The organism is Ruegeria sp. BC8 (assembly GCF_056535705.1).
This window is the reverse complement of sequence record NZ_JBQFIV010000001.1, coordinates 2,502,887-2,527,600: the sequence shown is the minus strand read 5'-3', so window position 1 is coordinate 2,527,600 and position 24,714 is coordinate 2,502,887. Positions and strand designations below refer to the sequence as shown.

At 58.4% G+C, this 24,714-nt stretch carries 27 protein-coding genes; 6 read left to right on the top strand and 21 right to left on the bottom strand.

The genetic code is table 11. From position 1 onward, the window contains the following. Nucleotides 1-8: 8 nt before the first annotated feature. From ACR3EK_RS12705 to ACR3EK_RS12680, 6 genes are all read right to left on the bottom strand, one after another. Nucleotides 9-1,001: an ABC transporter ATP-binding protein gene (locus ACR3EK_RS12705; RefSeq protein WP_170526354.1), complete on the bottom strand. Its 993-nt coding sequence runs from the start codon at nucleotides 999-1,001 to the stop codon at nucleotides 9-11. Then, on the bottom strand, nucleotides 994-2,091 hold the full coding sequence (locus tag ACR3EK_RS12700; RefSeq protein WP_170368062.1) for an ABC transporter ATP-binding protein: 1,098 nt from the start codon (nucleotides 2,089-2,091) through the stop codon (nucleotides 994-996). The genes ACR3EK_RS12705 and ACR3EK_RS12700 overlap by 8 nt, the downstream gene beginning before the upstream one ends. 2 nt (nucleotides 2,092-2,093) lie before the next feature. After that, nucleotides 2,094-2,282 (bottom strand): hypothetical protein, encoded by a 189-nt coding sequence (locus tag ACR3EK_RS12695; RefSeq protein ID WP_480633560.1) that lies wholly within the window; start codon nucleotides 2,280-2,282, stop codon nucleotides 2,094-2,096. Further along, nucleotides 2,279-3,217: a carbohydrate ABC transporter permease gene (locus ACR3EK_RS12690; RefSeq protein ID WP_010442361.1), complete on the bottom strand. Its 939-nt coding sequence runs from the start codon at nucleotides 3,215-3,217 to the stop codon at nucleotides 2,279-2,281. Before ACR3EK_RS12690 ends, ACR3EK_RS12695 begins: the two co-directional genes overlap by 4 nt. Beyond that, nucleotides 3,214-4,161, bottom strand: a complete 948-nt coding sequence (locus tag ACR3EK_RS12685; protein ID WP_170436750.1) for a carbohydrate ABC transporter permease — start codon at nucleotides 4,159-4,161, stop codon at nucleotides 3,214-3,216. Before ACR3EK_RS12685 ends, ACR3EK_RS12690 begins: the two co-directional genes overlap by 4 nt. A gap of 79 nt (nucleotides 4,162-4,240) precedes the next feature. Then, nucleotides 4,241-5,560: an ABC transporter substrate-binding protein gene (locus ACR3EK_RS12680; protein ID WP_093965439.1), complete on the bottom strand. Its 1,320-nt coding sequence runs from the start codon at nucleotides 5,558-5,560 to the stop codon at nucleotides 4,241-4,243. A 398-nt stretch (nucleotides 5,561-5,958) separates the two neighbouring features. Between ACR3EK_RS12680 and ACR3EK_RS12675 the strand changes: the two genes are divergently transcribed. Next, the gene (locus ACR3EK_RS12675; protein ID WP_480633559.1) at nucleotides 5,959-6,738 is read left to right on the top strand and encodes an MOSC domain-containing protein; all 780 of its coding nucleotides are present in this window, start codon (nucleotides 5,959-5,961) and stop codon (nucleotides 6,736-6,738) included. A 100-nt stretch (nucleotides 6,739-6,838) separates the two neighbouring features. Here ACR3EK_RS12675 and ACR3EK_RS12670 read toward each other — a convergent pair whose 3' ends face one another. From ACR3EK_RS12670 to ACR3EK_RS12640, 7 genes are all read right to left on the bottom strand, one after another. Continuing rightward, nucleotides 6,839-7,726 carry a sulfotransferase domain-containing protein gene (locus ACR3EK_RS12670; RefSeq protein WP_480633558.1) on the bottom strand — a complete coding sequence of 296 codons (888 nt, stop codon included), beginning with the start codon at nucleotides 7,724-7,726 and terminating at the stop codon, nucleotides 6,839-6,841. Between the two features lie 345 nt (nucleotides 7,727-8,071). Then, nucleotides 8,072-9,619: an arylsulfatase gene (locus ACR3EK_RS12665; RefSeq protein WP_170373386.1), complete on the bottom strand. Its 1,548-nt coding sequence runs from the start codon at nucleotides 9,617-9,619 to the stop codon at nucleotides 8,072-8,074. Nucleotides 9,620-10,191: 572 nt separating this feature from the next. Beyond that, a complete protein-coding gene (locus tag ACR3EK_RS12660; RefSeq protein ID WP_480633557.1) occupies nucleotides 10,192-11,040 on the bottom strand; it encodes an enoyl-CoA hydratase/isomerase family protein in 849 nt (282 codons plus the stop codon). 78 nt (nucleotides 11,041-11,118) lie between these two features. Then, nucleotides 11,119-11,907: an SDR family NAD(P)-dependent oxidoreductase gene (locus ACR3EK_RS12655; RefSeq protein WP_170408051.1), complete on the bottom strand. Its 789-nt coding sequence runs from the start codon at nucleotides 11,905-11,907 to the stop codon at nucleotides 11,119-11,121. 12 nt (nucleotides 11,908-11,919) lie between these two features. Continuing rightward, entirely contained in the window at nucleotides 11,920-12,885 is a 966-nt protein-coding gene (locus tag ACR3EK_RS12650) for an LLM class oxidoreductase (RefSeq protein ID WP_170422032.1), read from the bottom strand. A gap of 13 nt (nucleotides 12,886-12,898) precedes the next feature. Then, complete coding sequence (locus ACR3EK_RS12645; protein ID WP_480633556.1) at nucleotides 12,899-13,675, bottom strand: CmcJ/NvfI family oxidoreductase; 777 nt, start codon at nucleotides 13,673-13,675, stop codon at nucleotides 12,899-12,901. A 54-nt stretch (nucleotides 13,676-13,729) separates the two neighbouring features. After that, nucleotides 13,730-14,425, bottom strand: a complete 696-nt coding sequence (locus ACR3EK_RS12640) for an NAD(P)H-dependent oxidoreductase (protein ID WP_170361616.1) — start codon at nucleotides 14,423-14,425, stop codon at nucleotides 13,730-13,732. Nucleotides 14,426-14,535: 110 nt separating this feature from the next. Here ACR3EK_RS12640 and ACR3EK_RS12635 point away from each other — a divergent pair, with 110 nt between their 5' ends. After that, nucleotides 14,536-15,450 (top strand): LysR family transcriptional regulator, encoded by a 915-nt coding sequence (locus tag ACR3EK_RS12635; RefSeq protein ID WP_170408043.1) that lies wholly within the window; start codon nucleotides 14,536-14,538, stop codon nucleotides 15,448-15,450. Nucleotides 15,451-15,494: 44 nt separating this feature from the next. Here the strand turns inward: ACR3EK_RS12635 and ACR3EK_RS12630 are convergent, their stop codons facing one another. The 6 genes from ACR3EK_RS12630 to ACR3EK_RS12605 form a co-directional block, all read right to left on the bottom strand. Next, entirely contained in the window at nucleotides 15,495-16,577 is a 1,083-nt protein-coding gene (locus ACR3EK_RS12630) for an energy transducer TonB family protein (protein ID WP_480633555.1), read from the bottom strand. Beyond that, entirely contained in the window at nucleotides 16,574-16,951 is a 378-nt protein-coding gene (locus ACR3EK_RS12625; RefSeq protein ID WP_170343511.1) for an ExbD/TolR family protein, read from the bottom strand. The genes ACR3EK_RS12630 and ACR3EK_RS12625 overlap by 4 nt, the downstream gene beginning before the upstream one ends. Nucleotides 16,952-16,955: 4 nt before the next feature. Further along, entirely contained in the window at nucleotides 16,956-17,282 is a 327-nt protein-coding gene (locus ACR3EK_RS12620; protein ID WP_170343537.1) for an ExbD/TolR family protein, read from the bottom strand. A gap of 31 nt (nucleotides 17,283-17,313) precedes the next feature. Then, on the bottom strand, nucleotides 17,314-17,979 hold the full coding sequence (locus ACR3EK_RS12615) for a MotA/TolQ/ExbB proton channel family protein (protein ID WP_170361610.1): 666 nt from the start codon (nucleotides 17,977-17,979) through the stop codon (nucleotides 17,314-17,316). After that, nucleotides 17,976-18,317 (bottom strand): hypothetical protein, encoded by a 342-nt coding sequence (locus ACR3EK_RS12610; protein ID WP_254430836.1) that lies wholly within the window; start codon nucleotides 18,315-18,317, stop codon nucleotides 17,976-17,978. Before ACR3EK_RS12610 ends, ACR3EK_RS12615 begins: the two co-directional genes overlap by 4 nt. A 259-nt stretch (nucleotides 18,318-18,576) precedes the next feature. After that, nucleotides 18,577-19,701: an ROK family transcriptional regulator gene (locus ACR3EK_RS12605; RefSeq protein WP_480634025.1), complete on the bottom strand. Its 1,125-nt coding sequence runs from the start codon at nucleotides 19,699-19,701 to the stop codon at nucleotides 18,577-18,579. A gap of 306 nt (nucleotides 19,702-20,007) precedes the next feature. Between ACR3EK_RS12605 and ACR3EK_RS12600 the strand changes: the two genes are divergently transcribed. From ACR3EK_RS12600 to ACR3EK_RS12585, 4 genes are all read left to right on the top strand, one after another. Beyond that, the gene (locus ACR3EK_RS12600; protein ID WP_093965461.1) at nucleotides 20,008-20,976 is read left to right on the top strand and encodes a sugar ABC transporter substrate-binding protein; all 969 of its coding nucleotides are present in this window, start codon (nucleotides 20,008-20,010) and stop codon (nucleotides 20,974-20,976) included. A gap of 114 nt (nucleotides 20,977-21,090) precedes the next feature. Then, complete coding sequence (locus ACR3EK_RS12595; RefSeq protein ID WP_093965462.1) at nucleotides 21,091-22,164, top strand: ABC transporter permease; 1,074 nt, start codon at nucleotides 21,091-21,093, stop codon at nucleotides 22,162-22,164. Beyond that, the gene (locus ACR3EK_RS12590) at nucleotides 22,164-22,940 is read left to right on the top strand and encodes an ATP-binding cassette domain-containing protein (RefSeq protein ID WP_480633554.1); all 777 of its coding nucleotides are present in this window, start codon (nucleotides 22,164-22,166) and stop codon (nucleotides 22,938-22,940) included. The genes ACR3EK_RS12595 and ACR3EK_RS12590 overlap by 1 nt, the downstream gene beginning before the upstream one ends. Beyond that, the gene (locus tag ACR3EK_RS12585) at nucleotides 22,937-23,575 is read left to right on the top strand and encodes a nucleoside/nucleotide kinase family protein (protein WP_480633553.1); all 639 of its coding nucleotides are present in this window, start codon (nucleotides 22,937-22,939) and stop codon (nucleotides 23,573-23,575) included. The genes ACR3EK_RS12590 and ACR3EK_RS12585 overlap by 4 nt, the downstream gene beginning before the upstream one ends. Here ACR3EK_RS12585 and ACR3EK_RS12580 read toward each other — a convergent pair. Next, the gene (locus ACR3EK_RS12580; RefSeq protein ID WP_480633552.1) at nucleotides 23,572-24,090 is read right to left on the bottom strand and encodes an N-acetyltransferase family protein; all 519 of its coding nucleotides are present in this window, start codon (nucleotides 24,088-24,090) and stop codon (nucleotides 23,572-23,574) included. The two genes, ACR3EK_RS12585 and ACR3EK_RS12580, sit on opposite strands and share 4 nt — an antisense overlap. After that, nucleotides 24,087-24,641 (bottom strand): helix-turn-helix domain-containing protein, encoded by a 555-nt coding sequence (locus ACR3EK_RS12575; protein ID WP_170392444.1) that lies wholly within the window; start codon nucleotides 24,639-24,641, stop codon nucleotides 24,087-24,089. Before ACR3EK_RS12575 ends, ACR3EK_RS12580 begins: the two co-directional genes overlap by 4 nt. Between the last annotated feature and the right edge of the window lie 73 nt (nucleotides 24,642-24,714).

Genomic DNA, 24,714 nt, shown 5'->3' with positions numbered 1-24,714 from the left:
TTTGCTCCTTAATTCACCCGCGCGCCGGACGCGTCAAAATACAATGGGTTGTGGGGGCGGATTTTAATAATTTTTCCAGATGGATAGTCCTGGTGGACATCTATCAACGTCACGACCGGGTGACCGTTTAGGTCCAAGTGCAGTCGTGTTTGATCACCCAGATGCTCGGCGCGTATCACGCGCGCCTCGCTGCCTTCACCTTCAACGATGTTTTCCGGGCGAAGACCAATCTGCGGACCTTTGTGGTCGCCTCCGAACAACTCGGACGGTAGGATGTTTATCCGTGGCAGACCCAACCTGCTGGCCACGTAAACGCTGCCGGGATTTTCGTAGATATCGCGAGGGGTACCGTACTGAACCAGCCTGCCGTTTTCCAAAACGCCGATATGCGTGGCCATTGTCATGGCTTCCACCTGATCATGGGTCACATAAAGCAAGGTTGATCCCAGGTCGGCCTGAATTCTCTTCAACTCGACCCGCAAATCCGCCCGAAGCTTGGCGTCCAAAGAGCTGAGCGGTTCGTCCATCAGGAAGATCTGGGGGTCACGCACCAGCGCCCGTCCGATCGAGACACGCTGCATTTCGCCGCCAGACAGTTCGGTGGCTTTGTTATCCAGCTTGTGCGGGATCTGCAGGATCTCCGACACTTCGGTCACCTTCCTCGCGATCTCATCCTCTGGCGTCTTCAGGATCGGCGACCGCAGAGGGAAAGACAGGTTTTCACGCACTGTCATATGCGGGTACAGCGAGTATTGCTGGAAAACCATCGCCACATCGCGCTGGGCGGGTGTATCCATCCCGACGTCGTGCCCGGCAATGCGAACTGTGCCTGAATCCAGTTTCTCAAGCCCGGATATCAATCTCAGCGTCGTTGTTTTTCCCGCGCCCGTTGGACCCAACAAAACCACAAAGGCGCCGTTGGGGATCGTCATTGAGATATCATCCACCGCTTTGATGTCGCCGAATGACTTCGAAATGTTTTCCAGAACGACTTCAGCCATTGCTCAGTACCTCGTCGTTCAGTGCGGACCTCAACGCGCGTCCGGTAGATTTTTCGAAAAGGGTCACTGCAGACGAACGGAATTCCAATCCGACCGTCTCGCCGGGATTGACGGTTTCGCGTGCATCAATCCGGGCTTTCAACTCTCCGTTCGGGCTTTGCAGCGTCACGATCTGGGTGGTTCCAAGATATTCTGCGGCCAGCACCTTGGCACGGTAGGCGCTGGCATCTGACAGAAAAACATGCTCGGGTCGAACGCCGAAAACCAAGTCACCTTCCGCACCTTCCATCAGTTTGGGCACGGCTTCGTCATGGCCATTCAGTCGAACCATTTCCGAGCCAGGCGCGACCTTTCCTTGAAACGGCAGGAAGTTCATCGAAGGAGACCCGATAAAATCCGCAACGAACATTGTGGCCGGTTTGTCGTAGATTTCCTGCGGCGTGCCGAATTGCTCGATCACAGCGTTGTTCATCACAACGATTTTGTCGCCCATTTGCATGGCTTCCAGTTGGTCATGTGTGACATAAACAGTGGTTGCGCCCATGCGATCGTGGAGCGCGCGCAATTCTTCGGCCATGTGCTCACGAAATTCGGCATCCAAAGCGCCAAGAGGTTCGTCCATCATGAATGCCTTGGGTTCGCGAACAATTGCGCGACCCAGCGCCACGCGTTGCCTGTCGCCACCTGAAAGCCCACCCACCGGGCTGTCGAGGATGTCGTTGATCCCCAGAATCCCCGCGACTTCTTCGACTTTGGCTTTGACAGCAGCACGCGGCATGCCCTGCGATATAAGCGGATAGCTGATGTTCTTGCGCACGTTCATGTGGGGATACAGCGCGAACATCTGGAACACGAAGGCAATGTCCCGCTCTGATGGCGGCCGCTGGCTGATCTCTTCGCCGTCCAGATAGATTTCGCCCGACGTTGGAAGCTCCAATCCCGCGATCATCCGCAGCGTCGTCGTTTTCCCGCAACCGGAGGGGCCCAGCAGCATGAAAAACTCGCCGTCTTCAATCGTGAACGAACTTTCGCGGACAGCCGTGAAATCGCCGAACATCTTCTTTACGTTTTTGACTACGATCTGGGCCATTTCTACTCCGGGAAATGGCTGACGATGATGAACATGACGGTTCCGATCAGCGTGACGATGAAAGAGTAAGTGAAGGCCCAAAGGACAAAGGGCTGCATCAGCATGAAGACACCCAGTGCGATGAGGATGGTTGCGACCATCTCCCATGGACCGCGGCGGAGCCGCACCAATCCGGAAAGAAACTGGCTCATTTGCGTACGGCTCCGAATGTAATCCCGCGCAGCAAGTGTTTGCGCATCAGGATGGTGAAAATCATGACCGGGATCAGGAAGATCGTCGCGCCGGCCGCAACGGCAGGCCAGTCCAGGCCGCCAATACCGATGATGGTCGGGATGAACGGCGGTGCGGTCTGTGCATTTGCAGATGTCAGCAGCACGGCAAACGCGTACTCATTCCAGGCGAAGATCAGGCAGAAGATCGCAGTTGACGCGATGCCCGTGGCGGCTTGCGGCAGCACCACTTTGTAGAAAGCCTGAAACCTCGTGTAGCCATCGATAAGGGCGGCTTCCTCGTACTCTCTTGGGATTTCGTCGATGAACCCTTTCAGCAACCAAACCGCCAGAGAGATATTTACCCCTGTATAGAGCAGGATCATTCCCAGATGCGTATCGCTCAGCCCAAGGTTTCTGAACATCAGGAAGATCGGGATGGCGACAGCGACCGGAGGCATCATCCTTGTACTCAGGATGAAGAACAGAAGGTCGTCCTTGAGCGGGACCTTAAATCGGCTGAACGCATAGGCAGCCAGCGTGCCGAGGAAGATACTCAAGAACGTCGAGCCAAATCCGATGATGACCGAATTCATGAAGCGCTCGCCGAACTTGGAGGGCCCAACGATCACCATGTCGTATTGGCGGACGATCTCATCGGCCCAGTTCTGCGGCGGGTTGGCTTCCAGAAACTCCTGTGTCTGCCTGGTGCGCGTGGTGAAAAGATTGACGTAACCTTCGAGCGTTGGGTCAAAGACCACTTTGGGCGGGTAGCTGATCGCGTCGGCGGGGGATTTGAACCCGGTCAGTAAGATCCAAACCAGCGGGATCATCGTGATCAGCGCATAAGTGATGACCAGGAAGCCTGCGATCCATTTGGACCGGTTGGAAGGTTCAGTGACGGAAAAACTGCTCATCTCTGTTTCACCTTGTTCAGGGCTTTGACGTAGATCGACGCAAGGCCGAACACGGTGACGAACAAGATGATCGCATAGGCCGAGGCGTAGCCCGTCCGCCACTTCTCAAACGCCTCTCGCTTGAGATTGATTGAGGTGAGTTCCGTTACAGATCCCGGTCCACCGCCGGTCAGCTGAACAACCAGGTCGAACATCTTGAAGTTCTCGATCCCTCGAAACAGCACAGCGAGCATCAGGAACGGCAGCACCATCGGAATGGTAATCGTAAAGAACTGCCGCAGCTTGCTGGCCCGGTCGATCTCAGCCGCCTCGTAGATGTAGTCGGGGATGCTGCGCAGCCCGGCCAGACAGATCAGCATCACGAAGGGGGTCCACATCCAGGTGTCAACAATCACGATCGCCCAAGGGGCCAAAGTAACCGAACCCAGCATTTCAAAGCTTGAGGGTTCCTTGCCCGTGAACCATGACACGATGTAGTTGAACAGGCCGATTTGAGGCTGATACAGGAATTTCCAGAAATTCCCGACGACGGCCGGGGACAGCATCATCGGCAGCACGATGATCGTGGTCCAAAGATCGTTGCCCTTGAATTTCTTGTTGATCAGCCACGCCAGCGTAAATCCTATCAGGACCTGGAAAAAGATCGTCCAGAACAGGAAATGTGCCGTCGCCTGCATGTTCAGCCAGGTGTCTGAATCAGTCAGGATACGTTCGTAGTTCCTGAGCCCGACGTCTTTGACCTCGCGCCCGATCCGGTTGGCCTTGTAGTTGGTAAAACTCAGTTGGATGGTCCAGATCAACGGAAAGATGTTGATCGCCAGCAATAGAAAAATCGTTGGGGAGATGAATATCCAGGCGATCGCGCGGTCGGATAATCCTCGGATTTTTCGCGCAACTCGCTCGGGCGTTGCCTGCGCAACGCGATCTACGGTCCTGTCAGACATCTCTTTGCCAGCTCTTGTTGGTTTAGGACTCACGGGTGAAGGTGGAGCGGGATTGCACCCGCTCCTGCCTGTGTCCGGACTACAGCTTGCCTTCGTCTTCGAAGACTTCGGTCCAGTCTTGGATCAGAAGATCAAGCGCTTCTTGAGCGGTGCCCTGGTCCGCAACCACGTAGTCGTGGATGCGTTTCTGCATCGCCAGCAGCAGTTCCGCATAAGCAGGCTCCTGCCAGAAATCCTGCACCCCGGCCATCGCTTCCAGGAAGTCACCGGCAAACGGCTGGCTGTCAACGAAACCCGGATCTTCCAGTACTGAGTTATGGGCCGAGTAGCCGCCGAGCTCCCACCATTTGGCCTGAACGTCCGGCTGTGCAAACCACTTGATGTACTCAAGTGCGGCGTCTTGTTTGTCAGAGTAGCTGACAACAGAGATACCTTGTCCGCCCAGTGTCGAACCTGCCTGATTTTGTGGTGGGTTCACGAAGAAGTCGATCTTGTCGCCGCCGGTATTGGGATCGGCGTAAAGACCCGGGAAGAACGCAAACCAGTTCATCGCCATGGCGACCTGACCGGACTTAAAGGCGTCCAGACTCTCACCCATGTAAGAGTTGGTATATCCCGGAGGCGTCGCCGTTTCGTAGAATTCCTTGTAGAATTCCAGAGCTTCGACCGCTTCGGGCGAGTTCACGGCGCCTTCCATGTCATAGGAACCCGGCGTGTTTTCGTATTTGAAACCCCAAGGATACAGCGCTCCGGTCACACCCATGGTGATCCCTTCCGAGCCGCGCTCGGTAAAGATGGCTGCGCCATAGACAGTCTTGCCGTCGATCTCACGACCTTGGAAGAACTGCGCGATCTGCAGGAGTTCTTTTTGCGATTGAGGCTCGCGAAGATCCTGACCCGTCGCCTCTTTGTAAGCGGCTTGGATATCGGGGTTTTCGAACCAGTCCTTGCGGTAGAACCAGCCATTCGCATCGCCCATCGCTGGCAGCGCATAGTAGTTTGGCGTGCCCTTGGGCCAGGTCGAGTAAGCATAGACGGTGGCCGGCGCGAAATCGTCCATGCTGATGCCTTCAGCATCGAAGAAGTCGTTCAGTTTGACATAGTGGCCATTCTCAGCGCCCCCGCCGATCCACTGGCTGTCGCCAATCAACAAGTCGCAGAGCTTGCCCCCAGAGTTCAGCTCGTTCAGCATCCGATCCGCAAAATTAGGCCAGGGAACAAACTCGAAGTTCATCGTGTGACCGGATTCGGCTTCGAATTCCTTTGAAAGCTCGACAAGCGCGTTGGCCGGGTCCCATGCAGCCCAACAAAGCGTCAGATCTTCAGCATTCGCCTTGGTGGAAAGAGTAGTAGCGGCAAGGACTATTGCGCTGGCCGAGGCCAGTTTTGTGTAAGTCATCCATTCCTCCCTTTTTTTGCCGTCAATCGAGGATGTGCGAATCGCGGCATACCTCCAAGGCTATTTGAGGTACGCACATCAAGTCTAGATATTTTTGAGGTTCGTACCTCAAGCGGACGGTGGTTGACGATTAGTGCTCCTTTAAACCACTGATGTAATGTAATTTTATTCCATTTGGTCGGTGTGCATGTATTTTCAGCAGTGAGGCATTTAAGGGCCGCACCCGCCAAAATTGGCCCAGCTCACAATCACGGCCATCATGCGGCCAACCGATTTTCGACACCTGCTTGTGAAGGTCTGGCGGATTATTCGGTCGATACCTTTGAGGATTGGAGATAGCGTCAAACGGCACGGGTCACTCTGGATCGTGCGTAACTCGTATGGTCAGGGGCAGACGTATGAATACGCTCTCTATCGTCAGATTGAACCGGTACCCAATCAAAGGCTTGAGTGCCGAGCCGATGCAAACCGTGACGCTGCGGGCAGGGGAGGGGATCCCGGGTGATCGCCTGTTCGGATTTGCGCGCTACAACTCCGGATTCGACGCACAGAACCCTCAGCCACTGCCGAAAGATCGCTTTGTTGTTCTGTTGAATGAGGCAGCGCTGGCAGGCGTCGAGACGAGTTTTGATTTTGAGACCCAAGATCTTGAGATCAAAGCGAACGGCAAAACGCAAAGCTTCAATATGCGAACACCAGAAGACCGGACGGATGCGGCAAGTTTCTTGTCTTCAGAGATCGACTTGAAAGATCCCGAATTGCCGGAATTCGTCTCGTCTGCTCCTCACCGGTTTACGGATGTGTCCGTCGTCTCACCAAAAATGATGAACGCGATATCCGTTCTTAATCGCGCGTCGGTGAGAGAGTTGGGTGAAAAACTGAACGCAGAGATCCAGCCAGCGCGGTTCCGCGCGAACATCGAGATAGACGGCTTGCCTTCGTTTTCCGAGTTGGATGCAGTTGGATCAGTTCTGAGATTTGGCGATGTTGAGTTGAAGATACTATCGCGTACGAAAAGGTGTGCGGCCACTGAAGTGAACCCGGATACGGCCGAGCGTGACTTGATAATACCCTATCTTATTAGGAAGTTGATGGGGCACATGGATATGGGAGTCTATGTCGAGGTGACCAAAGGCGGAACCCTAAGTGCCGGCCAACCCGGGGAAATGCTTGCCTGAATGCCGCCCCCCTCAGTTTGGCGACCTCGGGAAACCCTGTTCCATATTCAATCGTGAAAAAGAACTTCGGTTTTTGCTGGTTCGCCCGGGGTGGCGATGTCTACGCAGCGAGGCTCCTCTGAGAGCCATATTCCAACCAGTCTCGGTCTTCGGGATCTAGGTGTGCATCCATCATCGCGTCGTAGCTTGCCAGTTCTTCCGCCGTCAGTTTCCCGTGCCATTTGCCGCTCGTTCCGCTGTGGAAAAACTCGGCATCCGACTTGAAGAACCCTTTGCCACCTGAGGGAGCATAGCGTTCTGCTTTGTCCTTCATGTTGTCGAAGGTCGCAGCTTGAACCAATTGATCCATGACTGCCTCTGAATGGGTCGTGCCCAGGATGTCAGCCAGCCTGAAGAACGTTCCTCTCAAGTCCCGGGTCATGTCTGCGTAGTGAAAAAGCGATACGTTCGGCCGGTCGGAAAGCGCCGCAGCAGCTTTGTAATGCCGAATGATATGGGCCAGTGGCATCGCATCGGTATCGAACCCTTCCGCCCCGCCGTCCAGAAAGCGACGGAATGTGATACCTTCTTCATCGTTCTCGGGATACCAGGTGTCAAACCAGGTCATTGGAATGTTTCTGACGTGTTTGCGATACGAGAAATGCGCATCGAGGGGATGACGAAAAACACAGATGTACTGTGCTTGATCATCCAGAGGTAACCCATCCATCGGTGTGTGGCTTTTCATGCTGCGTCGATGCTGCATGGCTTCGAGCCGTTCTGCGACTTCAGGCATTTCTCGGATTCGGATGTCTACCCACGGCATTTTCACGGACAACTCCGTTTCAACTTCGGGATCACCAGAAAACAACAGCGATACGATGGTTTGCATCCAGGTCGTGCCGCATTTCGGAGGTGTTACCACGAACACATCGTCGGGGCGGATGCGAACCATATCCCAGCGTCTATTGTCGGTCAGGGGGCCAAGGTAGAGCTTTCGGTTTTTCACGTCTGAAAACTCCTCCGCGCGAATTGGTTCAGGAAAAGTGGAATGAAAGTGAAAGGCGACTGGTTCTCATGGCGGAAAGCCCAAAAAGCCAGTTGCTGCCTTGTTGAGTTAGGCCGGCAACAGAATGAGAGCGGAGCAGCACCTGTACGTTATTCCAACAACCGCTCTGGGTTCTGTCCAGCAAGCAGCGCTCGATACCCGCAGAACGAAATCAAGCCGCCGTTCATTCTTTCCCTTGGACCGCGCTGGTCTTCAGTCCAAGGGGATGATTTACCAGCCTGAATTCGACAAACAGTTGTCTGCGAATTCAGGCTGGCGAACACAGCTCACGGCGTCCCTTTGGTGCTATTGGTTCCCGGCACGGCTCGTGAGTTCCTCCATGACGTTGTCGAGGTTGAAGCTGCCGGGCTTTTGCCTTGGCGGAAACTCCTCGAAGCTTTGCAGCCATTGCCCAACGAAAGCGGAGGCCGGAGCTATCGCGAACATATGCTCGAGGAACCAGCGCTGGTATCCCATAGCGTTCTCTTCCTCGGCTCGCTCGAACGGATCGCTGCGGAGGTTTGCCAGCATCGGTGCGCGCAGGACTTCAAACGGTGAGAGCCATACATCAAGCCCATGAGCATTCTGCTTCAGGAATGTCACCTTGTACTGTTCGTATCGCAAGGCGGCGACGCTGCCATCATCGGTCCAATAGATGAACTCGCTGCGCGGCCACTCATCCGTTTCACCTGAGAGCGACGGCAGAAGATTGTAGCCGTCAAGATGGGCCTTGTATTGGCGACCGATCGCTTCAACGCCACCATCGAGCAGCTTTTCTTTGATGTCTGGCTCACCGACCGCAGCCAGAATGGTAGGCAACATATCCGTATGCGATACTACGCCATTGACCTTCGATCCCGGCTCGATGACGCCCGGCCACTTGATGACCGTCGGGACGCGATAGCCACCTTCCCACTGCGTGTTCTTCTCACCGCGGAAGGGTGTCGTACCGCCATCCGGCCACGTGAACGTCTCCGCTCCGTTGTCGGTTGAATACATCACGACGGTGTTGTCGGCGATTCCGAGCTCATCAAGTTTATCAAGCAGTACACCGACATGCCCATCATGCTCGACCATGCCGTCGGGATAAACTCCAAGTCCCGTCACTCCCTCGGACTCTTCCTTCAGATGCGTGAAAATGTGCATGCGGGTGGAGTTCCACCAAAGGAAGAAAGGTTTGTCCTGTTCGACGGCTCTATCCATGAAATCCAACGCGCTGGCTGTGACTTCTTCGTCAACGGTTTCCATGCGCTTTTTCGTAAGCGGCCCGGTATCCTCGATCGAGCCATCAGCGGTCGACTTGATCACCCCGCGCGGGCCGAAGTTTTCCCTGAAGGCTTCATCCTTGGGGTAGTCAGGGTTTTCGGGCTCTTCTTCTGCGTTGAGATGGTAAAGGTTTCCGAAAAATTCATCGAAACCATGGTTTGTGGGGAGGTGCTCGTCACGGTCACCCAAATGGTTTTTGCCGAACTGGCCAGTCATGTAACCATGGTTTTTGAGCAGCCCGGCGATGGTTGGGTCTTCGACAGGCATGCCCTCGGGCGCGCCGGGTAGGCCGACCTTGGTCAAACCCGTGCGGATGGGAGATTGTCCTGTGATAAAGGCCGCTCGTCCTGCGGTGCAGGACTGCTCTCCGTACCAATCAGTAAATAGCGCGCCTTCTTTGGCTATGCGGTCGATATTGGGTGTCTGATACCCCATCATGCCATGGTTGTAGGCACTGATATTCCAGAATCCAATGTCATCTCCCCAAATAATCAGGAAGTTCATGGGGGGATCATCTTGTGCAGAAACGGCTGTGGCAGCTGCAGCAAATAAGGCCGCCATTATCGTTGATCTTGTTTTGTATTTCATTTTCGTCCTCCCAAAATTTCTTGTTAATACCGAGTAACCTACCACAAATTTGGCGATTTTGTCGGGGCATTTGCGGTATTCAGGATTTCGGGCGGAAACGCGCAAGTGATCCAAGAGACCCAATCGACGTTGATGGCTTTGATTTACGAGCCGACCGAGACTTTTCTCCACGCTTCAAGGCGTGGTTGATCAAGACGAGTTATGTCGAACCTCGGAGCCACGCCAATCCGGTTTCTGGGGCACTTCTTCTGCTTTTGGCGCAAGGAAGGCACCCGCTGAACGTTTTTTGGGTGTGTGTTCAGTAAGCCTGTCGGTCGTTCCGGCACATTCGATCCCACGCGTTGGCGACCGAAAAGCGCCGCGCACCGCAGATCAGCCCGGTCGCCCCGGACGTCGGTGCTGCTGCCGTCTAACCTTTGGCCTATCGCCGGCTTCGGAACATGGGCGTATGAGTTCTTTGACAACCGCAGTATGGCGACCTGCGTGCCTCCGCTCCCTTGCAGTCGGAACGCCCAAACCTGCTGCGGGATTTGATCCGCTGAAACCGATTTCAGCGGATCAAGCGGCAATGATCAGTTGGTGATTTCTTGCACCTTCATGACCAGTTCGTTCCAGTTTCGCTGGTTCTCGATATCATGTTCGAGCCCTTGTTCATCTGCAATTCGAAAGCGCTTGACCGCCGGCGTCTTGCTTGTCGCCTGGTACAGCCAATAGGCCTCGGCTCTCAACGCCTCGGAAATAGGTTTGTCGATGGATTCGTAGACCATCTGCTTGCACGCGTTGATGGATTCGGCGGGGAACTGGGCAATGCGCCTTGCCAGAGCATCGACATAGGGACCGATCTCGTCGGGATCCAGCGCTTTGTTGACGGTGCCCATGCGCTCGGCATCGTCGGCATCGTAATCCTGCGCACTCAGGATGATTTCCAATGCCCGGCCAAGTCCGGTTTGGCGCGCCATGCGAGAAGCTCCGCCGCCGCAGGGCAGGATACCCATGCCAACTTCCATCTGCATGAACTTGAACTTCCCGCGTGCCGCAAAACGCATGTCCAGCGCGAGTGCGAGTTCGTGTCCGCCGCCACGCGCGAAGCCTTCAAGCTTTGCGATTGTTGCCTGCGGGACCTTGCTCAGCCGTTCGCACACGGACTGCAGGTCCAGCAACTGGGCGTCTTCACGCGAGACGGCTTCGGTCGAAAGATCCTTGAGCAACTCGGTATCGTAATGACAGACCCAGATTTCGGGGTTCGCAGACTGGAAGATCACCACTTTGGTTTCCCGGTCCCGCTCCAGCCGCATCGCAAGGCTGTTGAGGTCGGCCAGCATCTCCTGGCCCTGAACATTGACCGCTCCGAAGTTGAACGTCACGGTGGCGATTGCATTCTCGACCGCGACGTCGAAGGTCTGGAAATTTTCGTATTTCATTGGACAGTCCTCTCCTGTTCTCGCCATCAAAGATGCGAGGGTTTGCATGGATTGGCAGGGCGCGGGAGTGCGCCCGGCTCAGCCGTATCGGCGGATAGTGTCTTGAATGGCCTTCATGACGTCGGCAGCGTGTTCGGACTTCAGCGCTGCGGGGTGCGGGTCTGCAAATGTACCGCCGTCATTGTCGAAATAGGCGCCCGACGCCTGCGCGAACCGATCGCTAAGTGCGGCGTCGATCAGGATGTCGGCGCCGATGTTGAGGTCGTTGCCGGCGACTCCGAAACCGTCCTTGACCATTTTGGACGCCAGCAACGAACCCGGATTGACCGCGATCAACGCCGGTCCATCGGGCAGGGCGCGGGCCTGTTCGCGCGTCCATATCGTGATTGCCAACTTGCTTTGCGCATATGCGCCCATATCGGCCAATCGCGTTTTGCCGGTCAAAGCATCCACATCCACAGGGGCCTGGGCGGCCGAGGACAGGTTCACGACGCGGCCAGTCTTGGGAATGATCGGAAGCAGAAGTTCGGTCAGCAGATAGGGCGCGAACGTGTTCACGACGAAGCGGATATCGAGACCGTTTTCGAGAGTGGTCTGCGGAGCCTTCAGGACGCCGGCGTTGTTGATCAGCACATCCAGCCGGTCGTGATTGGAGCGGATGGCCTCCGCCAAAGACCTCACTGCTGATAGGTCGGACAGATCGGCGCTGTAGGTTTCCGGCTGCCCTCCAACCTTCTGGGCGGCTGCTTCCAGCTTTGCAGTGTTCCGTCCGTGCAACAGAATACGGTGACCGTCAGCCGCCAGTTTCTTGGCGGTGAGGAGTCCGATACCATCGGTTGCGCCAGTGATCAGAATGGTTTTGGTCATGCGATCCGTTCCTTATGAAAATTCCGGCAAGATCGTATCCGCCAGGCGTTTGAGTGTCGGTTCGATGGCGGCCTGGTTGAAGCGCAGATTCAGGGCGACGTGATTCATCCCGATCTCACGTATTTCAGCCAAGTAGCGGCGCAGGAAATTCGAACCCGACTGGAACCCCAGATGTATGGGACGTGCGGGGGCATTTGGGTCTTCCAGCAAGTCGACATAGAGCGACTGCATCACCGGTTTGTCCGGTTGCCCCAGTGCTTTCAGACGGTTCCGGTAATCGGCCACCGCGCGCCCCTGTGATGCCGCGTCGCGCGGATAGGTCATCCATCCATCGCCGTTTTCAGCCACCCAATCCGGGGATTGTCGACTGCCGCCCGTGATCAACAGCGGCAGGCGCGATCCCGAGGGTTTTGGCAGAAGGTCAATGTCGCCGGGCAGATGCCCCTGCAGGCTTTCATGCTTGGGATAGGGTGTTGCCGTCGCACGGATATAGTCGACACTGTCGCGGAACCGCTCACCTCGATCGGGGAAGGATTGACGCATTGCCGGATACTCTTCCGGTCGATCGCCGGACGCCACACCCAACAGCAGACGGCCATCGGACAATACATCCGCCGACGCGGCTGCCTTTGCCACATGGGCCGGATGGCGCAGGGGCAAAACGATGCTGGCGGTCCCCAGGGCAATGCGATCCGTCGCGGTCGCTAGCGCACCCAGATATACGAACGGGTCAAAGATCTGGCCGGGGTCCCCGAAACTTGGAACATTGAATGGCACGTCGCGCAGCCAAAGCGCGGCAAAGCCCAGAGACTCGGCCAATTGCGCGGCCTTCATGTGGCCCTTCATCGTCGGCTCGGATCCCACCGGGTAGGCCTCAAGCGGCAATACCAGCCCGAGCGTCAGCTGATCCGGTCGAAATACCTGACCGTAGGCCTTGTTGATCGGGGCAAAGGACAGGTTTTGGTTTTTGTCCAACATGATGGTTCCTTGGTCAGTACCGCACCAAAGTGCGGGTCTCGATGCTCTTCCGGATGGTGGTGACGGTCGGGTTCTCGACCATATCGAGCGCGCTGTGCGCGACGGAAGGCAACCCCCGATTGTCGTAGATGTTGAAAATCGCGATTTCATCCGGGCTCATTCGAGACAGATAGACCCAGTCATGCCGTGCATTCCCGACAAGCCCCATGATCTGCCCTTTGCGGTCAGGATAGATCAGGTCAAGCCGGATCCAGTCTTTGGGTTCGACGGACGAAGGACGGACAAACCCCAGCGGCGCGCTGTTGATCGGGTGACCGACCGGCCGCCATAGATTGACAAAGGCATAGTGCCCTTTGCTCCACTCGGCCGCCCGCTCGGGGCCAAGCAAATCCACCAGTCGTTGCCGAGCGCCGTCCGCGCTGTAATCGCTGTGGACATTGCGCGCCGGCTTGCGTGTCGCCTTTGGGTCGTCCACGCGCAAGGTATGGTCAAAGATCACGACCTCGCGAACGCCGATCTTTTTGGTCAGCAGTTGAGTGAGCTCGTGTTCGTAGGTCCGTTTCCACTGATCCCCGGAAAAATCGCGGATGGCACTGGGCGCATTCAGAAACTCGACGCCGTCGGGGTCAAAGCGCAGGGGTTGCCCCGATGTCCGCATATCAGTCAGGTTCACCTGTGTCGGCAACAGTTCCGGCGAAATCAGGTTGCCGACAATGCCGCTGGCGTCCAGTTGGAACGCCTGCCGTTCAGGTTTGTGAACGTGATAGTTTACGATACCGGTTCGTTGCATCTGTACCCTCACTGAATTGCGGATGACGCAGCCCCTGGCTTAATCGACGTTGGCTCAGAACCAGTTCACGGTTTCGGCCATCGGGCGGCGGGTCTTGGGGAATTGCGGATCACTGGCGCGATACCCAAAGGCAAACATCACCGCGGGTTTCCATTTCGAGGTATCCACCCCGAAATGCTCGGCCAGAGTCTGGGTGGTGAGTTCCATGTCAAACCCTTCGATGGGGCAGGAATCGATACCCATCAAGGCTGCGGTCGTCATCATGTTGGCCAGAACGATATAGGCCTGTTTGCCGGACCAGTCGGTGATCTCGCGTTCAGTGGTGATGCGATGGTCGGTTGACTGGAACTTGCCATACGCACCGTTGAATAATTCGATGACGTCCTCGGGCAGTTGTTTGACCTTGCGATAGTGGTCCTGCAGATAATCAGACCCAGCGGTCATGGTTGCCGCAGTGCTGGCCAGAATGATGCCAAAATGGCTGGCTGTCCCCAATTGGCCGGAGCTGCCGTTCATCATGCCATTGGCGCCCCAGGAAAACTCGCGCAAAAGCTCCCGTTTGTCGGGCGATTGGATGACAAGAATCTTGAATGGCTCGTGCCCGAAAGAGGTGGGCGACAGGCGGCCAGCTTCAAGAATGGTTTCGAAATCGGCGTTGCTGATCTTGCGGTCGGGATCAAAGACCTTTGTCGCGTGCCGGAAATTGAAGGCTTCGAGGATCTGAGACTGAACGTTCGGGCGAACGGACATTTGTGGCTCCATTTGGTTTGTCTTCCGTGGAGCCAGAAATATCACTTGCAGAATCCGATGAAACGGCGGATATCAGGTTTCAGTTTTCGGATTTTGCGTATAATAAGCTAATGGACACACAAGCGCTTCGTCTTTTCGTGCTTGCAGCGGACAAGCTGAACATATCGGCCGCCGGGCGCGAACTGGGTTTGGTGCCCGCAGTCTCCAGCGCCCGACTTGCCAAGCTGGAGCATCATCTGGGTGTCGAGTTGCTTCACCGCTCGACCCGGAAAGTATCGTTGTCTCTGGAGGGCGCTGAGTTTCTACCTTATGCGCGCGAGATTCTGGCGCAGGAGAATGCGGCCTTGGCCGCTTTGGGGCAGGGGTCGGCCCAAGCCACCGGCACACTGCGGTTTACTGCGCCCAGCACGTTTGCACAGCTCTACATTGCTCCGATCCTTGCAAAGTTCCAGGAACAGCATCCGGGTGTGACCCTGGACCTGCGTCTGTCGGATGCTCAGTTTGATCTGATCGAAGGCAGCTATGATCTTGCTTTGCGGAACGCACCGCTGATCGATACCAGCCTCAAGGGGCGCAAGCTGGCGGATGACAAACGCATCCTCTGCTCGGCACCAGATTACCTGTCGGCCCACGGAGAGCCCAAGACGCCGGATGATCTGGCGCATCATCGGCTGATTGCATTTCGCCACACCCGGGCCCGGGCGCTGAAAACTGCCCGGGGAGCTGTCGCAAGTTTCGATCCCGGAGCCACGAAATGTCCATTGATCATGGATGACGGTCTCAGCCAGAAGCTGGCCACCGTGGCAGGGGCGGGGATCTCGATGAACTCACTGTGGAGCGTTCAGGAGGAGCTTGCCTCGGGCAAGTTGCGTCATGTCCTTCCCGAATATGAGGCGGCGGAAGACAACGTGCTTTGGCTGATCTATCCCAAGTCGAACGTATTGTCGCCAAAGGTGCGGGTCTTCATGGATTTTCTGATCACCGAGATCGGCGTGAAGCCTCCGTGGGAAAGATCATTGGACTGACTGATTGCGTCCAGTTGCTTCGGGCCAGCGCAGCAAAGGCCCGATTAGCCGTTCTGAAAGTAGAACGACAGCTTCCGGCTGACCCCGCCCGGAGGTTTCGGGAAGGGCGATGCGCGGCGGACCTGTTCCTTGGCGGCCCTGTCGACCTCGGTCGAGCCAGAACTGTCGATAATATCGACCCAGGCCAGTGTTCCGTCCGGGTTGATTTCAAAGAAAACTTTGGCAAAGCCGCGAACCGAGACATAGACCGGCGGAGTTCTGTTGAGGTGGACAAGAACCTGCCCGGCGTAATTGGTGACATTCGAGTTTCCTGGGCCTCGACCGCCGGACTGATTGGAGTTGCCTCCTCGGCTGAAGGAATCGACCCCCTGTCGGCGATAGGTCGTCAGCGGCGAGTCGATCTGCTTGTTGGGAAATCGCAGGTTGTCAAAACTGTCGAGCCGGCTGGCCCTTTGGTCGGGTACAGGGGCTGCAGCAGGGGTCCGGTCCGGAAGGCGCGGGCGGATCGATGTTGCAACCGCCAGATCCGAGACGCCGTCTTCGGTGTCGCTTTCGACCGGTTGCTGCTCCTCCGCCGGCACTGAGGGGTCCGGGATCGGCGAGGGGGCCGGCAGGGCTGCCAGTTGCTCTGGTTCCGAAACCGGGTCCTCTATGGGTTCGACCGGTGCTTCGGGCGCCGCTGCGGACTGCGTTTCGGCTTGGACGGGGGGTGTTTCATCCACCTCATCGGCGGCCTGCCGATCACCTTCGGCCGAGTCCGCCGGCTCAACTATTTCCGGAACGGGCTGATCAGGCTGCACCGGGTTGGTTTGTCCGATATCAGGCGAGTTGACCTTTTGCGGGTCCGACGAGGCGACCAGTGTTTCGCTGACGGGTATTTCGGCCCGGTCCGGCTCTGTCGGCTGTTCGACATCGGGCTCGGGCTCTTCTGCGGGGGTTGGCGGCTCGGGCGGGGTCGCGGTTTCCGCCAGATCCTCGAACGCGTTGCCCAAGGCAACCGTGTCCGGTTGCGAACCGGCCGTCGCAGGTTCCGCAGAATCCCGCGCGGCTGGCAGCAGCAGGAAAAGGTGGAGCAGCACCGAAAGCACAACGGCCAGCGCCGCGACAAACAGAGATTCCCGGATCATTCGAGCGCCCGTTCGGTCACCGCAAAGACTGCGGTGGCGCCGAGACGTCGCAAGGCGCCGGTGACTTCGATCAGGCGTGCCCCGGAAACGTTCCGGTCAGGCACGATCCGCACGGGTTCTTCCCCCCGGCCGGTCATGTAGGTCTGCGGATCCGTCGGTGTTCCACGAAAGCTGAGCGTCCCGTCAGCGTGAAGAACCAGAGCATCGGGTGGTTCGCGGCCATCCAGATCGGATGTGTTGACCAGTTCCAAGTCCGGGTCCAACGGTTGAGCAACGGTTCCGGCGATCAAAAAGAAGATCAGCATCAGAAAGACCACGTTGATCAACGGAATGGTCGAGTCGCGCTTGCGGCTTGGGCGGTCGTGGCGGATCATGGGGTCACTCCAGAACCGTTACCGACAGACCGTCGAGGCCGCGCAATTTCACCAGAAAGTCAACAAGCCGTTGGGCGTTGACGTCGCCGTCAAGACTGACCAGCACCTGCCCGGGCTGCAGTGCCTGTGCCAATTCATCCAGCGAGAGCGGTGCTCCGTTCAGCACCACGCGGTTCGCCCCCAATTGCACAAATGCGCGATCCGACGGGGCGCTGGGCTCTGATGGGCCCGCGGCTGCGCTGCTGAGTTGAATTTCTCCGAATGTCGAAAAGGTCGACGTTAGCATGAAGAACAGCAAAAGCAGAAAAATCACGTCGATGAGCGGTGTCATCGACATGGCGCGCCGAACAAATGGGGCCGCGTTACGCATGTCCCGGCGCGGCGACAAACGCGGTGCTTGTCGTTGCTGTAGGCAGCGCCTGGGTCGGTACGAGAATCGTGCGCAAGGCCTTGTCTGCGAACACCCGCTCGCGCGCGGTACGGCTTTCGAACCAGGACAGGACCATGGATGTGGGCATCGCAACCGCCAGACCCACCGCAGTCGTCACCAGCGCAACCCAGATCCCACCAGCCAGCAGCGACGGATCCACACCGGCCCCGGCCGTCTGCAGGCTTTGGAACGCTTCGATCATGCCCAGAACCGTACCGAACAACCCCAGCAACGGGGCCAACTGCGCGACCGTATCCAAAAGCCGGAAACCGCGCTCGAGCCCGGCCAACGCCAGTCCGGCTTCGGCGTCCAGCCGTTCGTCCAGCCCCGCCGTATCCTGGGCGTTCATTGCCGCACCCACGATCGGGGCAAGGTAGCTGCTGCTGGCGGCCAGACGCTCGCGCGCAGTGTCGTGGTCTCCGGCATCCCAGGCCGCCAATGCCTGGGACAGCACCCTGTGGCGGCCGACGCCACAGGCCGCAAACTGCCAGAGCTTGTAGATCGATACCGCCACGGTCAGGATCGACATCACAAGAAGGATCGCCACTACTGGCCCGCCTAGTGCAAGGATCTGGCCAAGCGCGTTGAAGATGTTCATCCCAAAAGCTCCATTTCCAAGCGGCTGGTCACCGAAAGGGCCGAATTGCAAAGATCACTCTCGGAACCGCCTGTTACGCAGGAACTGGCTCCGTTTATCAGAACGCGCCCGACCGTTGCGCATGGTCTGTCGGGCAGGTCGAACTGGCGCACACGCGGGCGCTCCTGCGGCAAATCCCGAAAATCGAACAGAGACAGTTTTATCACCGAACCCTGCGTGTCGAAGATCACGGTTTCGAAAACGGCTTTGTCGATCGCCTGTCCGGTTTCGTTGGTGATCAGAAATGACAGCCGACAGGCCTGCCCCACATCCTGCGCCGCGTTGAGTTCCAGTGACAACCCTGCGCCATCGGCGTCAGATGATTGCGCACTGGCCGCAAAGGGGAGGGCTGAACATGCGATAAGGGCGGGTAAAAGGTGACGCAGTTTCAATGATAGAACCTCATTCTGAACACGTGGTACCTGCAGCCCGCCAAACAGTGCTGGCGCCGTGTCTGTGATATCTTAGACCGGCTGTGCGGGGAAGGGTTGGCGGGGGCATTGTGATCGTTCGTCAGGCGAAACCTCGCCAATACTCTTGGAGGTTCGCGGCTGTCGCTCAGGTTTCGACAAGATATCTGTCCGACAGAGGCAGGCTGGCTGCCCCCAGGGCGCGGGCATCCGGACCCACCGACCCGGCCAGAACCGAGGGCTGCTCGAGCCCGGTAAAGTTCAACCGGGAGAGATGCGTCTCGACACGTTCGATCAAGAGCGCGGTAACGCTCTCGGGCATCCAGCCATCGATTTTCACCGTTTCAAAGTCGATCAGGCTGCAGGAAGACAGGATCGCATAGGCCAGACCTTTCGCGGCCTCGTCCATCCATGCTTCGAGAAGCGTGTCCGGCATGTCCCAATGGTCCGGGGTCTCCCACATGTGGAAGGGATCCAGCCCTGCGGCGACAAGCTTCTGCTCAAGCACGCACAGGCTGGCGACATCGATCAGGGGTTTGACTTCGCCCGAGCCGACGGGAACCGGCAACGGACCCAAGGCGCCTGCATTCCCGCGCCCGGAAAAAATGACGCCGTTCAGGACGACTCCCCCGCCAATGAAGTACCCCATGTAGAAATACAGAAAGTTCCGCGGCCTTTCGGATGGCCCGAACACCAACTCTGCCCCGCAAGCCGCGGTGGCATCATTCTGCAAATAGACGGGGATGTCTCGCGCTTGGGAAAGACTGGCTTGCAGATCGGCTGAGCGCCATGGATCCATCCTTTCTTGTGGGACATTCAGGGTCTGCGCCCAATCCCAGAGATAGAAGGGCATCGCAATGCCCAACCCGGCAACCCGGTCACGCGATGCTGCCGCCATCTGGTTTATCATCCGGTCCAATGTGCACGTGGCGAAATCCAATGTCGCACCGGGGGTGGGATAGTCATAGGTCTCGCGCGCGCGATCCCGTACTTTGCCCAGGAAATCGGTCAATACCAGCTCGGTGCTGCGGCGGCCGACCTTCAGCCCCAGAAAATAGGCCCCATCCGGATTCAGGCGCATTGGCACGGAGGGTTGCCCAACCCTGCCACGTTGTGGCTCGCCCCTCAGCAGCAACCCATCGCTTTCCAGTTGGCGCATGATCACCGAGACAGTCTGCGCCGACAATCCGGTCATGCGGGCCAGCTCCGATTTGGCGAGCGCCTGGTGCCGGCGGACCAGTGACAGCACCAGTCGTTCGTTGTGGGCGCGCATGCCACTTTGGTTCGTCCCGCGCACGGTCGAAACGCGCTCGGGCGGATTGCTTTGCGCTGATTGTTCGTCGGGCACGGGCCGCTCCTCCTTCAGTCAAGAATGTGGATGCGCCTACCCAGTGTCAATAATAAATAAGAGTGATTTATTTATTGACAGAACCCGAGAATCACCGGATGGTTTGACGCATGGGAGCCGGAAGAAATCCGTTCGGATTCCTTAGATGCCCGTCGGGTATCGGAGATATTGGGAGGAAAAGCCTTGAAGATTTCAGCATTTGCTGGCGCGACCGCGCTGGCCTTTACAGCCATGGCAGGCGCTGCCGCCGCGCAGGACACGGTCTGCCTGATCACCAAAACCGACACCAACCCCTTCTTCGTGAAGATGAAAGAGGGGGCCACCGCCAAGGCCGAAGAGCTGGGCATGACGCTCAAGGCGTTTGCCGGCAAGATCGACGGCGACCATGAGACTCAGGTGCAGGCGATCGAGACCTGCATTCTGGACGGCGCCAAGGGTATCCTGTTGACCGCATCCGATACCTCGTCGATCGTTCCGGCCGTCCAGCAGGCGCGCGACGCCGGTGTTCTGGTCATAGCGCTGGATACACCGCTCGAACCGATCGACTCGGCGGACGCGACTTTCGCAACCGACAACTTTCTGGCGGGCGAGCTGATCGGCAAATGGGCCGCGGCCACGCTGGGAGACGAAGCCCAGAATGCGAAGATCGCGATGTTGGATCTGGCAGTCAGCCAGCCCTCGGTCGGGGTGCTGCGCGATCAGGGCTTCCTGCAGGGGTTCGGCATCGACCTGGGCGACCCGAACAAATGGGGCGACGAAACCGACCCGCGCATCGTGGGCCATGACGTCACCGCCGGGAACGAAGAGGGTGGCCGCAAAGCCATGGAGAACCTTCTGGCCAAGGACCCGATGGTCAACGTGGTCTATACGATCAACGAACCCGCCGCCGCGGGTGCGTATGAGGCGCTCAAGGCCATCGGCCGCGAAAACGACGTGCTGATCGTCTCGGTCGACGGCGGCTGCCCCGGTGTGCAGAACGTGGCCGACGGTGTGATCGGTGCGACCTCGCAGCAATACCCGCTGCTGATGGCGTCGCTTGGCGTCGAGGCGGTCAAGAAATGGGCCGACGAGGGCGTGAAGCCCGAGAACACACCCGGCAAGGACTTCTATGACACCGGTGTTGCGCTGGTGACGGACAAGCCGGCCGATGGCGTCGAGTCGATCTCGGTCAAAGAGGGCATGGACCTCTGCTGGGGCTGATCTGAACCCTTCAGGGGCCGAAGCGCGCGGCCCCTGAATTGAACCACGACCTCACCCGAAATTTTGCTAGAGTCGCCCCAAGACGGGAGCTTGACGCATGGGGGAACCTCACTGATGTCCGACACATCGAGACAGTCCGACGACTTCGAAGCCGCGGCCAAAGGCAGCCCGGAACAAGTTGCCGAATTCGAAGATCACCACCGCGGTTTCATGGGGACAGTCCAACACTTTCTGCATGTGAACCCGTCGCTGGTGCCGCTGATCGTTCTGGTCGCGGCGATCCTGATTTTCGGCGCCTTGCTTGGGGCCAAGTTCTTTTCGCCATTCGCACTGACCCTGATCCTGCAACAGGTGCAGATCGTCGGCATCGTCGCCGCCGCCCAGAGTCTTGTGATCCTGACCGCCGGGATCGATCTTAGCGTGGGCGCGATCATGGTCATGTCCTCGGTGGTGATGGGTCAGTTCACCTTCCGCTATGGTCTGCCGCCCACGGTGGCGATCCTGTGCGGTCTGGCCATCGGGACCGCCATCGGCGCGGTGAACGGGTTCCTGGTCAGCCGGGTCAAGCTGCCACCCTTCATCGTGACGCTGGGCATGTGGCAGATCGTACTGGCCGCCAACTTCCTGTATTCACAGAATGAAACCATCCGGTCGCAGGAAATCGAGGCCAACGCCCCGATCCTTCAGCTGTTCGGCGCCAAGTTCAATGTCGGCGGGGCGGTGTTCACGGTCGGGGTGATCTTCATGTTGGTGCTGATCCTGGTGCTGGCCTATGCGCTGCGGCATACCGCGTGGGGGCGCCATGTCTATGCCGTGGGCGACGACCCCGAGGCGGCCGAGCTGTCGGGCGTGAATGTGCATCGCACGCTGATGTCGGTCTACATGCTGTCGGGGCTGATCTGCGCCTTTGCCGGCTGGGCGCTGATCGGGCGCATCGGCTCGGTCTCGCCCACCTCGGGGCAGTTGGCCAACATCGAAAGCATCACCGCCGTCGTGATCGGAGGCATTTCCTTGTTCGGGGGGCGCGGGTCGATCCTCGGCTCGTTGTTCGGGGCGCTGATCGTCGGCGTGTTCACCCTCGGCCTGCGGTTGTTGGGCGCGGATGCGCAGTGGACTTTCCTTCTTATCGGCATGCTGATCATCGCCGCCGTGGCCGTGGACCAGTGGATCAGAAAGGTAGCAGCGTGATGGAATCCATTCTCAAAGGGCGCAATCTGGTCAAACGCTATGGCAAGGTCACGGCGCTGGATCATTGCGATTTTGACCTGATGCCGGGCGAGATCCTGGCCGTGATCGGGGACAACGGCGCGGGTAAATCGACCTTGATCAAGGCGGTTTCCGGTGCCGTCGCCCCGGATGAGGGCGAGATCTGGCTGGAAGGCCGCAAGGTCGATTTCCACTCGCCCATCGACGCGCGCGAAGCCGGGATCGAAACGGTCTATCAGACGTTGGCCATGTCGCCCGCCCTGTCGATCACCGACAACATGTTCATGGGGCGCGAGATCCGGCGCAAGGGACCGTTGGGTTCGGTGTTCCGGATGCTCGACCGTCCGGCGATGGAGAAATTCGCGCGCGACAAGCTGAACGAACTGGGGCTGATGACGATCCAGAACATCAACCAAGCGGTCGAGACTCTGTCGGGTGGACAGCGTCAGGGTGTGGCCGTGGCCCGGGCCGCGGCGTTCGGGTCCAAAGTCATCATCCTTGATGAACCCACCGCGGCGCTTGGCGTCAAGGAAAGCCGGCGGGTTCTGGAACTGATCCAGGACGTGAAATCGCGTGGCATTCCGATCATTCTGATCAGCCACAATATGCCCCATGTGTTCGAAGTGGCCGACCGCATCCATGTGCATCGGTTGGGCAAGCGGCTCTGCGTGATCGACCCTAAGGACTACACCATGTCCGATGCCGTGGCCTTCATGACGGGTGCCAAAGAGCCCCCGGAACAGGATCGCGCGGCATGACGGCCGAAGGGTCATCGCCACAGGCGCTGGCCGAGCGGATCGCCGACGCCGCAGCCGGGCTGGCGGACGGCGAAGCGCGCCAGCTTGTTGCCGTGGCCGGGCCGCCGGGTGCGGGGAAATCCACCGTGGCCGCTCTTGCCCAACAGGCGCTGCAGGGGCGCGGCATTCCGACCGGGCTGCTGTCGATGGATGGTTTCCACTATGACAACCAGATCCTGATGGCACGCGATCTGCTACCGCGCAAGGGTGCGCCCGAGACATTCGACCTGCCGGGCTTTCACGCCTTGTTGCGCCGCCTTCAGGCCGAATACGAGGTCGCCGTGCCCGAATTCGACCGCGTGCTCGACAAGTCCATCGCAGCCTGTTCGTTCGTGACCCGCGACCAGCAGGTGGTGATCGTCGAAGGGAACTATCTCCTGCTGGACGAACCGGGATGGAACGACCTGCGCGACCACTGGGCGCTGACCGTGTTTCTGGACGTGCCCCTGCCGACACTCGAGGCGCGCCTGCTGGACCGTTGGATCGGGTTGGGCCTGCCGCGCGACGAAGCCGAGCGCCGAGCCTTTGCCAATGACATTCCCAACGCCCGACGCGTGGTGCAGAACTCGGGCGCTGCCGACCTGGTGCTGCGTTAGCCCAGCGCCTTGTACATGTAGGTGGTGGGTTCGAACACGGGTTCGAACGGGTTGCGGCAATAGCCGGGAATCTCTCCGGCAGTTTCAAAGCCCAGGCTCTGGTACAGGATGCGCGACGGGTCGGTGCTGCGCGTGTCCAGCACCAAAAGGGTTCTGCCCAGTTCGGTGGCGCGCTTTTGCAGGGCGTGCATCAAGGCACGGCCCAGCCCGCGCCGCCGTGCGTCGGGATGCACCAGCAGCTTGGCCACATCGGCGCGGTGCGGCTGGTTGGGCATCGCAGCCGGAATCAGCTGAACCGTCCCTTGGATGCGTCCGTCGCCATAGGCCACGAAAAGATCCAGCTCTCCGGCTGACAGCCCCGGGCGCACGCGCTCCTGCCAATAGGCGCGCGCGGCGTCACGGGAAAACGGCAGAATGAACCCTATGCTGGCGCCGGTGTGCACGCAGCCATGCAGGATATCCGCCAGATCCTCCACCGCCTGGTCAAAAGTCGTTTCGGTCAGGCGTGTAATCATATCAGCACCAGAATGTAGCGGGCGCCGCGGGACGCCTCGGTTTCAAAGCGGGTCGCGCCCGACAGATGATAGCGGAGGCAATCACCCCCGTTCAGCGCATGGGACGTTCCATCAACGGTTAGGGTCAGTGCGCCATCCAGCACGATCAAGTGATGTTCCTGCCCGGGACGAGGCGGTGCGTCATAGGTGATCGTTGTGCCGGGTGGGAGGTGACATTCCAGAACCTCGCCCGTCAGCCCCGCCGAGGGGGGCGACACCGACCGGCGCGTGAACCCGGTTTCGGGGTCGCGCCATTCGATCTGCCGTTCGTAAGGAACCTTGGGGTCGAAGCTGTCCTCGACCATCATCAACAGGCGCGACATAGGCAGCCCGTAGGCTGCGCATAATCGGCCAAGATTCTCGGCCGTCGGGCTGACCTCGGCCTTCTCCATGCGCGACAGGGTGGCCCGACTGACACTGCTGGCCTGCGCGAGTTGTTCAAGCGACCAGCCCCGACTGCGGCGCAGGTCGCTCAGATGGCGCGCGAGGCGGCTGGACAGGTTGTCTAGCATTTCTCATATCCGAGAATAAGTTTCGATAATGAGAAATGTAGCAGAAATAAATCAAATAAAAAGGGGCGCCTGT

Coding starts and splice junctions, on each gene's coding strand:
- ACR3EK_RS12705 (WP_170526354.1), bottom strand. CDS start 1,001: ATGGCTGAAGTCGTTCTGGAAAACATTTCGAAGTCATTCGGCGACATC.
- ACR3EK_RS12700 (WP_170368062.1), bottom strand. CDS start 2,091: ATGGCCCAGATCGTAGTCAAAAACGTAAAGAAGATGTTCGGCGATTTC.
- ACR3EK_RS12695 (WP_480633560.1), bottom strand. CDS start 2,282: ATGAGCCAGTTTCTTTCCGGATTGGTGCGGCTCCGCCGCGGTCCATGG.
- ACR3EK_RS12690 (WP_010442361.1), bottom strand. CDS start 3,217: ATGAGCAGTTTTTCCGTCACTGAACCTTCCAACCGGTCCAAATGGATC.
- ACR3EK_RS12685 (WP_170436750.1), bottom strand. CDS start 4,161: ATGTCTGACAGGACCGTAGATCGCGTTGCGCAGGCAACGCCCGAGCGA.
- ACR3EK_RS12680 (WP_093965439.1), bottom strand. CDS start 5,560: ATGACTTACACAAAACTGGCCTCGGCCAGCGCAATAGTCCTTGCCGCT.
- ACR3EK_RS12675 (WP_480633559.1), top strand. CDS start 5,959: ATGAATACGCTCTCTATCGTCAGATTGAACCGGTACCCAATCAAAGGC.
- ACR3EK_RS12665 (WP_170373386.1), bottom strand. CDS start 9,619: ATGAAATACAAAACAAGATCAACGATAATGGCGGCCTTATTTGCTGCA.
- ACR3EK_RS12660 (WP_480633557.1), bottom strand. CDS start 11,040: ATGAAATACGAAAATTTCCAGACCTTCGACGTCGCGGTCGAGAATGCA.
- ACR3EK_RS12655 (WP_170408051.1), bottom strand. CDS start 11,907: ATGACCAAAACCATTCTGATCACTGGCGCAACCGATGGTATCGGACTC.
- ACR3EK_RS12650 (WP_170422032.1), bottom strand. CDS start 12,885: ATGTTGGACAAAAACCAAAACCTGTCCTTTGCCCCGATCAACAAGGCC.
- ACR3EK_RS12645 (WP_480633556.1), bottom strand. CDS start 13,675: ATGCAACGAACCGGTATCGTAAACTATCACGTTCACAAACCTGAACGG.
- ACR3EK_RS12640 (WP_170361616.1), bottom strand. CDS start 14,425: ATGTCCGTTCGCCCGAACGTTCAGTCTCAGATCCTCGAAGCCTTCAAT.
- ACR3EK_RS12635 (WP_170408043.1), top strand. CDS start 14,536: ATGGACACACAAGCGCTTCGTCTTTTCGTGCTTGCAGCGGACAAGCTG.
- ACR3EK_RS12630 (WP_480633555.1), bottom strand. CDS start 16,577: ATGATCCGGGAATCTCTGTTTGTCGCGGCGCTGGCCGTTGTGCTTTCG.
- ACR3EK_RS12625 (WP_170343511.1), bottom strand. CDS start 16,951: ATGATCCGCCACGACCGCCCAAGCCGCAAGCGCGACTCGACCATTCCG.
- ACR3EK_RS12620 (WP_170343537.1), bottom strand. CDS start 17,282: ATGACACCGCTCATCGACGTGATTTTTCTGCTTTTGCTGTTCTTCATG.
- ACR3EK_RS12615 (WP_170361610.1), bottom strand. CDS start 17,979: ATGAACATCTTCAACGCGCTTGGCCAGATCCTTGCACTAGGCGGGCCA.
- ACR3EK_RS12605 (WP_480634025.1), bottom strand. CDS start 19,701: ATGCGCGCCCACAACGAACGACTGGTGCTGTCACTGGTCCGCCGGCAC.
- ACR3EK_RS12600 (WP_093965461.1), top strand. CDS start 20,008: ATGGCAGGCGCTGCCGCCGCGCAGGACACGGTCTGCCTGATCACCAAA.
- ACR3EK_RS12595 (WP_093965462.1), top strand. CDS start 21,091: ATGTCCGACACATCGAGACAGTCCGACGACTTCGAAGCCGCGGCCAAA.
- ACR3EK_RS12590 (WP_480633554.1), top strand. CDS start 22,164: ATGGAATCCATTCTCAAAGGGCGCAATCTGGTCAAACGCTATGGCAAG.
- ACR3EK_RS12585 (WP_480633553.1), top strand. CDS start 22,937: ATGACGGCCGAAGGGTCATCGCCACAGGCGCTGGCCGAGCGGATCGCC.
- ACR3EK_RS12580 (WP_480633552.1), bottom strand. CDS start 24,090: ATGATTACACGCCTGACCGAAACGACTTTTGACCAGGCGGTGGAGGAT.
- ACR3EK_RS12575 (WP_170392444.1), bottom strand. CDS start 24,641: ATGCTAGACAACCTGTCCAGCCGCCTCGCGCGCCATCTGAGCGACCTG.